The following is a 13,934-nucleotide window of genomic DNA, read 5'->3' on the forward strand; positions in this document are numbered from 1 at the left end:
TCTCGTCCCGCCCCGCCAGGAGGAACCGTGTCCGCCACCGAGCACCCCCTCGGCTGCCCCCACCGGCCCACACCGCCGCTCCACCGGCTGGTCTCCGGACTGCCGGGACCGCCCCGTCTCACCGAACTGCCCGACGGCTCCCCGGCCTGGCTGGTGAGCCGCCACCCCGAGGTCCGGCAGGTCCTCTCCGACAGCCGCTTCAGACGCTCCCGGCTCTACGACCCCGACGCGCCGTCCCTCTCCGCCGTGCCCGACCTCGTGAACAACCCCGAGCTGATGTTCAATCAGGACGGCGACGACCATCTGCGGCTGCGCCGCACCCTGCGCCGGGCGTTCACCCCGAGGGCCGTCGCCCGCTGGCAGCCCTGGATCGCCGCGATCGTGGAGCAGTGCCTGGACGGACTGGCCCGCAGCGAGCCGCCGGTGGACGTGGTGGCCGAGTACACCCTCCCGCTGCCGGTGATGGTGATCAGCCGGCTGATGGGGCTCGACGACTCGGTGCGCCCCCGGCTGCGCCACTGGTCCGAGCACGCGTTCTCCGACGGCACCCACGACGAGGCGGATGTGGCCTCCGCGCTCGCGGAGTTCGCCGCTTTCGGGGCCGAACTCATCGCCCGCCGCCGCCGCGCCCCCGGGGACGACCTGGTCAGCTCCCTGGTGCGGGCCGCCGACACCGAGGGCGGTATCCCCGAGGTCCAACTGGTGCATCTGGTCTGCGGCCTGGTGGTGGGCGGCCACGACAGCACCATGACCATGCTCGGCAACTCCCTGCTGTATCTGCTCGGTGAGCGCCCCGAGTGCTGGCACCGGCTGGGCGCCGACGGGGACGCGGCCGAGGCGATGGCCGACCGTCTGATCCATCTGATCCCCCTCGGCGACGACCAGGGGAGCGCCCGTCACACCGCGGAGGACGTGGAGATCGGTGGCGTGCTCATCCCGGCGGGCTCGGTCGTCCTCGCCGACTGCGCCCTGGCCAACCGCGACCCCGACATCTTCCCCGCCCGTCCCTTCGATGACCTCTTCGCCCCGCTGGAGGGCCCCGGCCTCGCCTTCGGTGCCGGGCCGCACTACTGCCTCGGCGCATGGCTCGCCCGGCTGGAACTCCGCCTCGGTCTGCACCGGCTGGCCGCGCGCTTTCCGGGGCTCCGGCTCGACGAACCCATGGGGGGCGTCGCATGGCGGCTGGGGACGACGTCGCGCAGTCCGAAGCGGCTCAGGGTGACCTGGTAGCCGGAGGGCGGGGCCCGCGCCGGTGCGGCGGGGGAAACGGCGACCGCGCTTCGAGTTCATAAAGTTGAATTCACGACGACCATTGACCGCCCGAATCCCGCCTCTCCGGGGCGGGGTTCGGCGGGTGCGAACCATGACCACGGATGGGCTGTTGTCTCCCGCAGCGGCGGCCCTCGTCGTGCACATGGCGGCCACGGTCGTCTTCCTGATGCCGGACGGACCGTTCAGGACATCGGCGGGCCGATACGCCGACGGATACATCAAACCGTTCTTCGACCAGAACTGGCAGTTGTTCGCCCCCGATCCCGTGGAACGGGACGCCGGGTTCCTGGTACGGGCGAAAACGGCCCCCGGGGCGGAACCGACCGAATTCCTGGACCTCACCAGCCCCGGGCTGATCCGTGGACACCACGATCTGCTGCGGGACCGGCTGCCCCGGGTCGAGTCGGGAGCGCTCCACATGTACCAGGACGTCGAATACCTGATCATGCGGGAATACGTGGAGAAGAACCCCGGGGAAACGGATGTCGAGGAAGTCGACGCGCGCGTTCTCGCGGCCGTCTCCGCCCCCGCGCGCCGGCAGTACGACAGGGCCCACCGCCGGCTCGTCGAACTGGCGGCCCTGAGGGCCGGACAGCAGTGGGGCCGGAACATCACGCAGATACAGATCCGCATAGGCGACCACGAGTACCCGAGATTCGACGCGGTGCCCTGCCGGGGCGGGGTGGCGCGCGGCGCCGGGCCCGCGCGGGCCGGCCCGCGCCCTCCCGCCGGAGCACCCGCCACCGCGCCGGCACGGCCTTCCACAACTGCGCCGCCGCGGCCGTCGTCATCCAGCTCTGTCTGCTGTATGTCGTCGCGGGGCTCTTCAAGGTGCAGGGGATGCGCCGGCAGGAGGGCACCGCCCTCTCCTGCGTGCTCCGGGTCGCCGAGTACTCGATCTTCCCGGAGCTGGCACGGCTGCTCTACGAGCACGCGTTCATCGTCCACGCCGTCACGTATACGACGGTGTTCCTCCAGGCGTTCTTCCCGCTCCTGCTGCTGCGCCCGCTCACCCGCCACACGGCCTTCGTTCTCGTCGCCCTGATGCATGTCGGGATCGGTGTCCTCATGGGCATCCCCTTCTTCTCCCTGTTCATGATCGCCACCGATCTGATTCTCTTCACCGACCGTGAGTACGCTGCGATCGGCGGATGGCTGCACAGGAGCACACACGCCCTGTCCCGCCGCGCCCGCCGGGCGAGGACCGCACCCGCATGACCGACACCACCCCCGACCGCACCCTGTGGGCACCGAGGCTGAGCACCGGGGACCCCGGGCTGATCGCGCGCCTGAAGCGGGCCGCGGGCGCCCCGGGCAACTTCCACACCCTCTCCGTGGCGGTGGTCTCCGGGGGCACGGCCCGTTTCGCCGCGCTCGGCACGGAGCACGGCGACGCGCGGGAGCCGGCCACCGAGCACACCGCGTTCGAGATCGGCTCCGCCACGAAGGTCCTCACCGGGATGCTCCTCGCCGGCCTCGCCGAACGGGGCACGGTCGCACCGGACACCACGGTCGCGGAGCTGCTGCCCAGCCGCTTCACCGGCCGCCCGGCGGGCCGCGCCACCCTCGTCGAGCTGGCCTCCCACCGGTCCGGGCTGCCCCGGCTGCACCACCGGTCGCTGCCGGTCTCGCTGCGGGACGCCTACCGGGTGCACCGCGGCCGTGACCCCTACCGAGGCATCGACCGGGACTCCTTCCTCCAGCGCGCCGCCGCCGTCACCGGCCCGGCACCGGCCGGCGGCTTCGACTACTCCAACCTCGGCATGTCCCTGCTCGGCCACGCCCTGGCCGCCGCGGCGCACCCGGGCCACGGCTACGGGGAGCTGCTGGAGCGGGAGCTGCTCGCACCGCTCGGAATGGACCGGACCCGGGTTGTCGCCACGGAGGAGGAGCGGCTGCCGGACCCGCGCGCGCTGCCGCACGACCGCGACGGCCGGCCGGTCCAGCCCTGGATCTCGGAGGGGTACGCCCCCTCGGGCTCCGGTGTCTGGTCCACGGCCGGGGACCTCGCCCGGCTGCTGCTCGCGGTGATCGGCACCACCGCCCCGGGAGCGGACGCGGCCCGGCCCCGGTTCGAGGCGGACGGCCCGAACCGCATCGGTCTCGGGTGGCTCACCCTGACCCGGGACGGCCAGGAGGTGACCTGGCACAACGGCGGCACCGGCGGCTCCCGCTCGTTCATCGGCTTCGACCGGCGCACCGGGCGCGGGGCCGTGGTCCTCGCCAACACCGGCCATGATGTCGACGGCATCGGCGCGCACCTGGTGTCGGCGGGGGAGTGAGACCGCTCGGGCCGCGGCGACCCGCGCCGGAACCGCAGGGGCCACCCGACGCCGTGCGATCGGGTGGCCCCTGCGGGTGTGTCCGGCGCGTCCGGTCAGGTGCGCCTCTCGTCGGCGGCCACCGCGAGCAGGGCGGCGATCAGAACCACGTTCTTGATCACGTACTGCCCCTCCAGCGTGGGGGTGGCCATGGGCCCGTTCCACATCTCCCCGGGCAGGATCAGCAGCGCGGAGAAGACTCCGGCCATATGGACGAAGAAGGCCGCCAGCGCCACCCGCAGCAGCACTCCGGTGACCAGGCCGACGCCGATCGCGGTCTCGAAGAGGGCCAGCAGGGGCCGGGTGGCCTCGGCCGGGACGAGACCGAAGGACAGGACGTCCATGGTCCTGGTGGCGACATCCTGGGCCGGGCTGGCCTCCGGGATGAACTTCATCAGGCCGAACCAGATGAAGACGAGCCCGACGGACACCCGGAGAATCGTGGTGCTGTGGGGGCGGTACCGGCTCAGGGCGGTGCTGAGGGCCGGTGCGGCCCTCCGGCGCCTGCCGGGCCGGTCCAGTGGAGGAACGGGTCGCTCGGCAGCGTCCTGGAGCGTGCCGCTGCCTCGTTTGGCCAGATGACGCGACATGAATGCGTCCTTCCTGATGACGTGGTTCCAGCTCGTGTGGGGGTGGCTGAACCGTGCCCTGCCGCGCCTGACCGGACCGTGTGCGCGCAGCGCACCGGCCGGGGTCCGTACTGATCCCGCCAGTACGGACGCATGGCGACGCGACACGGCGTCAACGGTGTGGTCAGAGATGCGTGAAGTGGGAGCCTGGTCGGGCCGAGGCCGCCTTGGAGCCGTTCCGCGCGAGCGGGGGCGGTCGCCGCCACTCGCGGTTTCCGCCATCAGATGCCATCGGCTGTCACCGGATGACGGCGAAGGTCGTGCGGACGGATCGGGCGGATCGAGCGGGTCGAACGGCCGGCGGTCAGCCGGGCGGCCGTGGCCTCAACGGTGCGAGGGCGCTTCGAGCGCCTCGATTGGCGGCGCGGTGTCCCCGTCGGCATCGGCAGGTCTGTCATGTTTCCCGGAACGGCCGTCGAAGGTGAGCCGAGCGTGAGGTGTGCATGACATTGAGTGCCTGATCGGGCGGTGGGGTGCCCTGATGTGCGGCGCGGTGGACGCCGACAGATGTCCTGTCAACGCGGAACTCCTTGTGGGGGGTTGATGAAACGGCGGCATACGTTCGCATCTGCCGACACGCTATAAGTTCCCGCTCCCCGCGTAAAGGTCTGGACCAATACTGGTGCGGTGTTCGCGCAGGCGGCGGGCTGGATACCGGCCGCCGTCAGCGTGCCGCGTGCACGGGTCCCGGTGGCCGCGTCCCCGCCGCGCGCCGGCCGGGACGCGGCCACCGGGGCGGCCGGCCCGAGCACGCGGTGATGCGCCGGTGCGGGCGCCTTCCCCCGGACGGCGGTCCCGGGTGGCGGTCCCGGACGGTGTCCCGTGCGGTCCCCGTGCCGCCCCGCGCAGTCTCCCGTGCGATGTCCCGCGCGGTGTCCCGTACGGGAATATTCGCCGTACCGGAGGAATACGGATGGCGACACGGAAGAAAGATTCGGGGGTCGTCGTGCCCCGGGCCGATGCCGTGCTAGTGTTGTTGGAAGTTGCAGTTGTGGTTCCCAAACGCTTCAAGTGCCGCTGATGACTCTGAGTCATCAAAGGCACTTTTTGTTTTCGGCGCAGTTTCCGGACGGGGCAATCATCGCGGCGACACCGGGGTTCGCACAGTGTGGCCCCCGGATCATGCCCCGAAGGAGTTTTAGACATGGCTACTGGCACCGTGAAGTGGTTCAACGCGGAAAAGGGCTTCGGCTTCATCGAGCAGGAGGGTGGCGGCCCCGACGTCTTCGCCCACTACTCGAACATCGCCACCCAGGGCTTCCGTGAGCTTCAGGAAGGCCAGAAGGTGAACTTCGACGTCACCCAGGGCCAGAAGGGCCCCCAGGCCGAGAACATCGTTCCCGCCTGACACTGAAGCACTCAACGCAGCTGGGGTCCGCACCGTATGGTCGGGCCCCAGCTCGTTGACGTTTTACGCCAGACTTTTTACTACCGGCTCGTGCTTGCAATTCATTCGGCTTATTTCCTGCCGGGAATTCCTCGATGCGTGCCCTGTCGAGGAAAGGTTCCCCATTGAACCGCCCAGCTCGCACCAATAGCCGTTTCCCCAACCCCCGCAAGGGCGGATCGCCCGCCGGGGGCTCTTCCGGCCGCGGCTCCCGATTCCGTCCCAAGGGTGGACAGGGCGGCCGTTCCGGCGGCTCCGGCCGGCCCGCGCCGCAGGGGGATTTCGCCCTGCCGGAGAGCACCACACCCGCCCTGCCCGCGGTCACCGCCTTCGCCGAGCTGGACATGCCGTCCCAGCTCCTGACCACGCTCAGTGGTCTCGGCGTCACCGAGCCGTTCCCGATCCAGGCGGCCACGCTGCCCAACTCCCTCGCCGGACGCGATGTCCTCGGCCGGGGACGCACCGGATCGGGCAAGACCCTCGCCTTCGGTCTGGCGATGCTGGTCCGCACCGCCGGCCGGCGCGCGGAACCCCGTCAGCCGCTTGCCCTGGTCCTCGTCCCCACCCGGGAGCTGGCCCAGCAGGTCACCGACGCCCTCACCCCCTACGCCCGCGCGCTGGAGGTCCGTCTGACCACCGTCGTGGGCGGAATGTCCATCGGCCGGCAGGCCGGCGCGCTGCGGGCCGGTGCCGAGGTCGTCGTCGCGACCCCCGGCCGGCTCAAGGACCTCGTCGAGCGCAAGGACTGCCGTCTGGACCGGGTGTCCATCACCGTCCTGGACGAGGCCGACCAGATGGCGGACATGGGCTTCATGCCCCAGGTCACCGAGCTGCTCGACCAGGTCCGCCCCGACGGTCAGCGGATGCTCTTCTCCGCCACCCTGGACCGCAATGTCGACCTGCTGGTCCGCCGCTACCTCAGCGACCCGGTGGTCCACTCGGTCGACCCCTCGGCCGGTGCGGTCACCACGATGGAGCACCACGTTCTGCACGTCCAGGGCGCGGACAAGTACGACACCACCACGGAGATCGCCGCCCGCGACGGCCGGGTGATCATGTTCCTGGACACCAAGCACGCCGTGGACAAGCTCACCAAGCACCTGCTGAAGAGCGGGGTCCGCGCGGCGGCGCTGCACGGCGGCAAGTCCCAGCCGCAGCGCACCCGCACCCTGTCCCAGTTCAAGACCGGGCAGGTCACCGCGCTGATCGCCACCAATGTCGCCGCGCGCGGCATCCACATCGACGACCTGGACCTGGTCGTCAACGTCGACCCGCCCAGCGACTACAAGGACTATCTGCACCGGGGCGGCCGTACCGCCCGCGCCGGTGAGTCCGGCCGGGTCGTCACCCTGGTGCTGCCCGAGCAGCGCCGCGAGATGACCCGTCTCATGGCGGACGCCGGGATCACCCCGGAGACCACCCGGGTCCGCTCCGGCGAGGCCGAGCTGAGCCGTATCACCGGCGCCCAGGCCCCCTCCGGCGTCCCCGTCGTCGTCACCGCCCCGGCGGCTCCCGAGCGCCCGGCCAAGCAGCGCACCAACGCGCCGTTCCTCGGCCGTGGCACCCGCAGGGGCCGTCCCGCCCCGGGGTCCGGCTCCGGCCGCTCCGGTGGCGAGTCCCGCCGCGGCGCCGAGTCCCGCCAGACCGCCGAGGCCCGCAAGGCCGCCCGGGTCCGCCGGGCACGCTGACCCCTCCGGTGCGGGGCCGGTCACCCGGTGACCGGCCCCGCACCGGCATGTCCTCCCCCTCCGCCGCCCGCCCGGCCGAAACCGCCGCGGCGTGGCGCGACCGGCGGTGTTGTCCACGGGCCGGGGGATACGGAAGCGTGCGGTCATGGACAGTGACCGCAGCACCACCGTCTTCTCCCTCTCCCGCCGCCGGCTGCTCGCCGCAGCCGGCCTCACCGGCGCCGCCACGGCCGTCGGCGCCACCTCTCCCGCCGCCGGGGCCGCCCGCCGCGGCGGCGCCCTCCGGCTGCTTCTCACCGAGTCCACCAACGGGGCGGCGACGCTCTCACCCACCGGCGGCCCGCTGATCGCCGAGATCCAGGGCGTCCTGTGGACGCTCCCGCGCACCGGCGGCCGGGCCACCCCCCTCACCCCGCCCGACCTCGAACCCAACCGGCCCGCGCACTCCCCGGACGGCACCCTCGTCGCCTTCTGCGCCTACCGGGACGGCGGCTTCCACCTGTGGACCATGCGCCCCGACGGATCGGACCGGCGCCGGCGCACCGAGGGGCCCTGGGACGACCGGGGGCCCGCGTGGTCACCCGACGGCACCCGGATCGCCTTCGCCTCCGAACGGGGCGGCGACCCGGTGGCGGGCAGCCCCTACCGCATCCATGTGCTGGAGCTGAGCACCGGGCGGCTGACCCGTCTCACCGGACTCCCCGGACAGAGCGGGCCGCTCCAGGACGGTCCCTGGGAGGACTACGACCCCACCTGGTCCCCGGACGGCACCCGCGTCCTCTTCGTCCGGGCCAGTGCGGTCACCACCGCCACCGGGACCACCCTGGACGCCCGGACCGTCGCCGCCGTCCCCGCGGCCGGGACGGGCGGACCCGTCACCGCCGAGCACACCGCGCCCGAGGGCGGCCAGATCCTGGCCCCGGCCCTCGCGCCCGACGGCCGCCGGCTGGCCCATCTGCGGACCACCGCCGCCCCGCGGGCCTCCTGCACCCTGGTGGTCGACGGCAGGACGGTCCCCGTCGCCGGGGACATCGCGGCGGTGCCCCCGCGCTGGACCGGCCCGGGGGAGCTGCTCCTCACCGTCGACGGCCACTTCACCCGCGTACACCCCGACCGGCCCGGGGCCCTGCGGCGGATTCCCTTCGAGGGCGTGCTCCCCGTCGAGCGGCCCCGCTACCGGACCAAGGAGTACGACCTCGGGGAGCCCGACGGCCGGGCGCGGCCGGTGCGGGGCATCCATCTGCCCGCGCTCTCGCCCGACGGGCGGCGGATCGCGTTCGCCGCGCTCAACAGCCTCTGGCTGGCCGACACCACCGGCGGCCGGCCGGCCCGCCGGGTGCGCCGGGCACCGGCCACCCGCTATCTCCTCGGGCCCGTCTGGACCCCCGACGGGCGCTCCCTGGTGTACGCCGACGACCGCGACGGGCTCCTCGGGGTGTACCGGCGCGATCTCGCCACCGGGCGGGAGCGCCCGCTCGCCACGGGCGGCCGGGTCCACCCCGCGCTCTCGCCCGACGGCCGGCGGCTCGCCTGTCTGGACATGACGGGCCGGCTGATCGTCCGCGACCCGGGGGCCGGCACGGAACGGGTGCTCGCCGCGCCGCTCGGCGGGGGCGGACTGCCCGGCCGGCCGAGCTGGTCGCCCGACGGCCGGTGGATCGCGCTCTGCGACCGCAACCGGCTCAATCTGCGCTTCCGGGAGGGGTACAACCTCATCCGGATCGTCGACGCCGGCAGCGGCGCCTCCCGGCTGCACGCCATCGCCCCCCACGCGTCGCTCTCCGACCGCTACGGCTCCGGGCCCGTCTGGTCCCCCGACGGCCGGTGGCTGGCGGTGATCACCGAATCCGCGCTCGCCCTGCTGCCCGTCGCCCCCGACGGCACCCCGCGCGGCCCGCTGCGCACCCTCACCACCGAACCCGCCGACCACCCCTCCTGGTCCGGCGACTCCCGCACCCTGCTGTATCTCTCCGGCGCCCGGCTCCGGCTCGTCGCCGCCGACGGCACCGGCACGGCCCGCACCGTCCGCGTACCCCTGGACCGGCGGACCCCCACCCCCGCCGACACCGTGATCCACGCCGGGCAGCTCTGGGACGGCACCGGCGAGACCGCCCGGGACGGCGTCGACATCGTGGTGCGCGGCGGGCGCGTCAGCGCCGTCGAGCCGCACCGCGCCCGCCGCCCCGGCACCCTGAAGCGGATCGACGCCTCCCGGCACACCGTCGTCCCCGGGCTCTGGGACACCCACACCCACCCCTGGCAGAGCACCTACGGCGCCCGTCAGTCCGTCGGCGAGCTGACCTACGGCATCACCACCTCCGTCTCCCTGGGCGGATTCGCCCATGAACAGCTCCGCGTCCGCGAGGCCGTCGCCGCCGGACAGCTCGCCGGACCCCGGCTGCTCACCAGCGGCGAACTCCTCGACGGCGCCCGTGTCGCCTACAGCATGGGCCGCGCCCACCGCACCCGCGACGGCCTGCGGCGGAGCCTGGAGCGCGGCGCGGCGCTCGACTGGGACTCGGTCAAGACCTACGTCCGGGCACCGGCCTGGGTGATGGAGGAGGCCGCCCGCTTCGCCCATGAACGCCTCGGGGTACGGGCCGGCAGCCATCTGCTCTCCCCGGGCATCCAGCTCGGCCAGGATCTGACCACCCACCTCCAGGCCACCCAGCGGGGCGAGGCCGGACGGGCGGTGACCGCCGCGGGCCACGCCCACGACGACGTGACCGAGATCTACCGCGCCGGCACCGGCTTCGCACTGATCGCCACCATGTTCACCGCCGTACCCCTGCTGGGCGAGGACCCGGCGCTGGCCGACGACCCCCGGGTGACGGCCGTGATGCCGCCCTGGGACGTCGACACGGTGCGGCGGACGGCGGCCACCCGGCCGACCGCCGCGCAGCTGGCCACCCTGAGCACGGAGACCGATGTCTATCGGCGGGTGCTCGCCGCCGGCGGGCTGGTCGCCCTCGGCACGGACGCGCCCCTCACCCCCGTCGGCCTCGCCCTCCACCTCGGGCTGCGCGCCCTCCACCGCGCCGGGCTCTCCCCGGCCGCCGCCCTGCGCACCGCGACCGTGCTCCCCGCCCGCCTCTTCGGCCTCGAAGAGCACCTCGGCACGGTCCGGGAGGGGCGGATCGCCGATCTCACGGTGGTGGACGGCGACCCGTTCACGGACTTCGGCACGCTGGTGCGGACGGTCTCCGTGCTCCGGGGCGGGGTGCCGTACGAGACCGCCGGCCTGGTCGCCTCGGTGACCGCGCCGCCCCGCCGGACGGACCCCGGCGCCACCGCGACCGACTGGCCCGAGGCTGCCCGGCTGATGCACCGCGACGGCTGCTGCGCACCACCGGTGTGACCGCCCGCCCCTTCCGGCCCGCGCCCCCGGCGCCCGGGGCACGGACCGGAAGGGGCGACGACATGCGGGGAGCCCCGACCGGTGCTGAGATGAGACCCGTACCGAGAGGGGAGAAGCGCGCCGCCGCCGGCCCCGCCCCCGCCCGAACGGAGCGACCCATGAGCCCCCTGCCCTCCTTCGAGGACACCGCGGACTTCGCCGACGCCGACCACGGATTCATCGGCGCGCTCGCCCCGGGCGTGATCAGGAACGCGGAGGGCCGGGTCGTCTGGGACCACGGCGCCTACGCCTTCCTGGACGCCGACTGCCCCGCCACCGCCCACCCCAGCCTCTGGCGGCAGGCCCAGCTCTGCGCCCGCCAGGGGCTGTACGAGGTCACCAACGGCATCTACCAGGTGCGCGGTCTCGACCTCTCCAACATGACCCTGGTCGAGGGCGACCACGGCGTCATCGTCATCGACCCGCTGATCTCCGCCGAGACCGCGGCGGCGGCCCTCGCCCTCTACCGCGAGCACCGGGGCGACCGGCCCGTCACCGGACTGATCTACACCCACTCCCACGCCGACCACTTCGGCGGCGCGCGCGGGGTGCTGCCCCGGGACGCGGAGGACGGGGTGCCGGTCCTCGCCCCCGAGGGCTTTCTCCACCACGCCGTCAGCGAGAACGTCTACGCCGGCAACGCCATGACCCGCCGGGCCGTCTTCATGTACGGCGACCGGCTCCCCAAGGGCCCCGAGGGCCAGATCGGCGCCGGTCTGGGCATGACCACCTCCACCGGCACCCTCACCCTCGTCCCGCCCACCAAGGACATCGCCCGCACCGGGCAGGAGGAGACGGTGGACGGGGTACGGATGGTCTTCCAGCTCACCCCGGGCACCGAGGCACCCGCCGAGATGAACTTCCTCTTCCCCGACCACCGCGCCCTCTGCCTCGCCGAGAACGCCACCCGCACCATGCACAACATCCTGACCCCGCGCGGCGCGCAGGTCCGCGACGCCCGGGTCTGGGCCCGCTACCTCGACGAGGCGATCGACTTCTTCAGCGACGGATACGATGTCGCGTTCGCCTCCCACCACTGGCCCACCCGGGGCCGCGAGAAGGTGATCCGCTTCCTGGGGCAGCAGCGCGATCTGTACGCCTATCTGCACGACCAGACCCTGCGGCTGCTCAACGACGGACTCACCGGCAACGAGATCGCCGAGGCGATCCGGCTGCCGCCCGCCCTGGAGGAGGTCTGGCACGCACGCGGCTACTACGGCTCGCTGAGCCACAACGTCAAGGCGGTCTACCAGCGCTACATGGGGTGGTTCGACGGCAACGCGGCCCATCTGTGGGAGCACCCGCCCGCCGAGCAGGCCCGGCGGTACGTCGAGATCGCGGGCGGCACCGAACAGGCCCTCGCCAAGGCGCGGGTCTACGACGCCGACGGCGATCTGCGCTTCGCCGCCACCCTCCTCAACCACATCGTCTTCGCCGACCCCTCCCACACCGAGGCGAAGGAGACCCTCGCCCATGTCTACGACCGTCTCGGCCACGGATCGGAGAACGGCACCTGGCGCAACTTCTTCCTGACGGCCGCCATGGAGCTGCGCCACGGCGAGAACCGGGCCGTCCTCGACAGCGCCAACCCCGAGATGGCGGGCGCCCTCACCACCGCGATGCTGCTCGACTCGGTCGCCATCCGGATCGACGGGCCGGGAGCCTGGGACGAGGACCTGACCATCGACGCCGTGCTCACCGACGAGCGCCGCCGGCACCGCATCACCCTCCACAACGGGGCCCTCACCCACCGGGCCTATCCGCTCTACCACACCCCGCGCACCGGGGCGGGGCTGACTCTCACCCTCACCCGGCCGCAGTTGCTGGGCATCCTCGGGGGCAAGGGGCTCGAAGGGGTGCGGACCGAGGGCGACCCGGCGCTGCTCGCGCGGCTCTTCTCCCATGTGACCGAGCCCGATCCGGCGTTCCCCGTCGTCACCCCCTGAAGCGCCGGGCGGGCCCGTCGGCCCGCCCGGCGCGCGGGCGGTCAGCGGCCCTGGAGCGCCTTCACATTGTCGCCGAAGGTCCAGTTGCGGGAGCCGTCCCAGTTGAGCGACCAGGTCATCAGACCCTTGAGCTGGCCGCCGTAGCCGTTCCACGCCTGGGCCACCAGACTCGGTGACATATGGCCGCCGCCCGCGCCCGGCTGGGCCGGGAGACCGGGGGCCTGCTTGTCGTAGGGCACGCGGATCGTGGTGCCCTGGATGACCAGACCCCGGTTGAGGCAGTCGGTCTGGGCCCGGAAACCGGCGACGGTTCCGGCGGAGTAGGAGTCACCGGAGCAGCCGTACATGCTGCCGTTGTAGTACTGCATGTTCAGCCACCACAGCCGGCCGTTGTCCGCGTACTTCTTGATGATGGGCAGATACGAGCCCCAGATCGAGCCGTACACCACGCTGCCGCCGGTGACATAGGCCGTCTCGGGCGCCATCGTCAGACCGAAGTTCGGCGGCATCTGGGCGAGCACCCCGTCGATGATGCGGATGAGGTTGGACTGCGATGCCGACAGCTGGTTGATGTTGCCGCTGCCGACCAGCCCGGTCTCGATGTCGATGTCGATGCCGTCGAAGTTGAACTTCTTCAGGATGGGCACGATCGTCGCGATGAACCGGTCGGCCACCGCGCTGGAGCTGAGGTCGATCCCGGCCGCCGCGCCGCCGATGGACATCAGGATGGTCTGACCGTCCGCCTTGGCCTGGCACATCTCGGCCGGGGTCGGGACCTTCACCCGGGTGTCCATCCCGTCCTCCCACAGGACGGTGCCGTCCGAGCGGATCACGGGGAAGGCCGCGTTGAGCACGTTGTAGCCGTGGGCGCGGATACGGGAGTCGGTGATCGGGACCCAGCCGAAGGGCGGGTGGACGCCGTTGGCCGCGCCGTCCCAGTTCTCCCAGTACCCCTGGAGGACCTTGCCCGCGGGCTTCGACTTGACCGCACAGGTCTCGGCGAGCGGCGGTGGTGCGGTGGGCGGCGGGGCCGCGGCGGCGGGCAGGGGTGCCAGAAAGGCCATCGCCAGTCCGGCGGCGCCCAGCAGGCGCAGTGTCCGACGGATCATACGGAGCTCCCTTTGTGCCATTCGTGCCGTGAGGGGCAGGGCAGGCCGGTGGGACCAGGGGGTACGGCCGTGAGCGCGGCCGGGACCGGAGCCGTGGGGACGGGGCTGGGGGGCACGCTCACCTCCTGGACGTGGGGGCCTGGAGACGTACGTGGTGCGACGGCCAAACGGTAGGTTGGTCCAGA

The 13,934-nt window shown here is 72.9% G+C and carries 9 protein-coding genes and 1 pseudogene; 8 read left to right on the forward strand and 2 right to left on the reverse strand.

What is annotated here, in order from left to right; translation table 11 throughout:
• Window positions 1-27: 27 nt before the first annotated feature.
• From ABT122_RS24260 to ABT122_RS24275, 4 genes and pseudogenes are all read left to right on the forward strand, one after another.
• The gene (locus tag ABT122_RS24260) at window positions 28-1,230 is read left to right on the forward strand and encodes a cytochrome P450 (protein WP_351555994.1); all 1,203 of its coding nucleotides are present in this window, start codon (window positions 28-30) and stop codon (window positions 1,228-1,230) included.
• 208 nt (window positions 1,231-1,438) lie between these two features.
• A pseudogene (locus ABT122_RS24265) lies at window positions 1,439-1,873 on the forward strand (DUF5819 family protein); the annotation flags it as partial.
• A gap of 239 nt (window positions 1,874-2,112) precedes the next feature.
• Window positions 2,113-2,490 carry a hypothetical protein gene (locus tag ABT122_RS33655; protein WP_502976196.1) on the forward strand — a complete coding sequence of 126 codons (378 nt, stop codon included), beginning with the start codon at window positions 2,113-2,115 and terminating at the stop codon, window positions 2,488-2,490.
• Window positions 2,487-3,554 (forward strand): serine hydrolase domain-containing protein, encoded by a 1,068-nt coding sequence (locus ABT122_RS24275; protein ID WP_351555999.1) that lies wholly within the window; start codon window positions 2,487-2,489, stop codon window positions 3,552-3,554. Before ABT122_RS33655 ends, ABT122_RS24275 begins: the two co-directional genes overlap by 4 nt.
• A 95-nt stretch (window positions 3,555-3,649) precedes the next feature.
• On the opposite strand, the gene ABT122_RS24280 is transcribed toward ABT122_RS24275, so the two are convergent.
• Window positions 3,650-4,183, reverse strand: a complete 534-nt coding sequence (locus ABT122_RS24280; protein WP_351556002.1) for a DoxX family protein — start codon at window positions 4,181-4,183, stop codon at window positions 3,650-3,652.
• Between the two features lie 1,183 nt (window positions 4,184-5,366).
• Between ABT122_RS24280 and ABT122_RS24285 the strand changes: the two genes are divergently transcribed.
• The 4 genes from ABT122_RS24285 to ABT122_RS24300 all read left to right on the forward strand — a co-directional run bounded on the left by ABT122_RS24285 (window position 5,367) and on the right by ABT122_RS24300 (window position 12,640).
• Complete coding sequence (locus ABT122_RS24285) at window positions 5,367-5,570, forward strand: cold-shock protein (protein WP_018536328.1); 204 nt, start codon at window positions 5,367-5,369, stop codon at window positions 5,568-5,570.
• A 134-nt stretch (window positions 5,571-5,704) separates the two neighbouring features.
• Entirely contained in the window at window positions 5,705-7,297 is a 1,593-nt protein-coding gene (locus ABT122_RS24290) for a DEAD/DEAH box helicase (RefSeq protein WP_451068905.1), read from the forward strand.
• A 145-nt stretch (window positions 7,298-7,442) separates the two neighbouring features.
• A complete protein-coding gene (locus ABT122_RS24295) occupies window positions 7,443-10,655 on the forward strand; it encodes an amidohydrolase family protein (protein ID WP_351556005.1) in 3,213 nt (1,070 codons plus the stop codon).
• Window positions 10,656-10,813: 158 nt separating this feature from the next.
• A complete protein-coding gene (locus ABT122_RS24300) occupies window positions 10,814-12,640 on the forward strand; it encodes an alkyl/aryl-sulfatase (RefSeq protein ID WP_351556008.1) in 1,827 nt (608 codons plus the stop codon).
• Between the two features lie 41 nt (window positions 12,641-12,681).
• Here ABT122_RS24300 and ABT122_RS24305 read toward each other — a convergent pair whose 3' ends face one another.
• The gene (locus ABT122_RS24305) at window positions 12,682-13,749 is read right to left on the reverse strand and encodes a chitinase (RefSeq protein ID WP_351556011.1); all 1,068 of its coding nucleotides are present in this window, start codon (window positions 13,747-13,749) and stop codon (window positions 12,682-12,684) included.
• Between the last annotated feature and the right edge of the window lie 185 nt (window positions 13,750-13,934).

The organism is Streptomyces sp. NPDC001985, assembly GCF_040296845.1.
Taxonomy (GTDB): domain Bacteria; phylum Actinomycetota; class Actinomycetes; order Streptomycetales; family Streptomycetaceae; genus Streptomyces.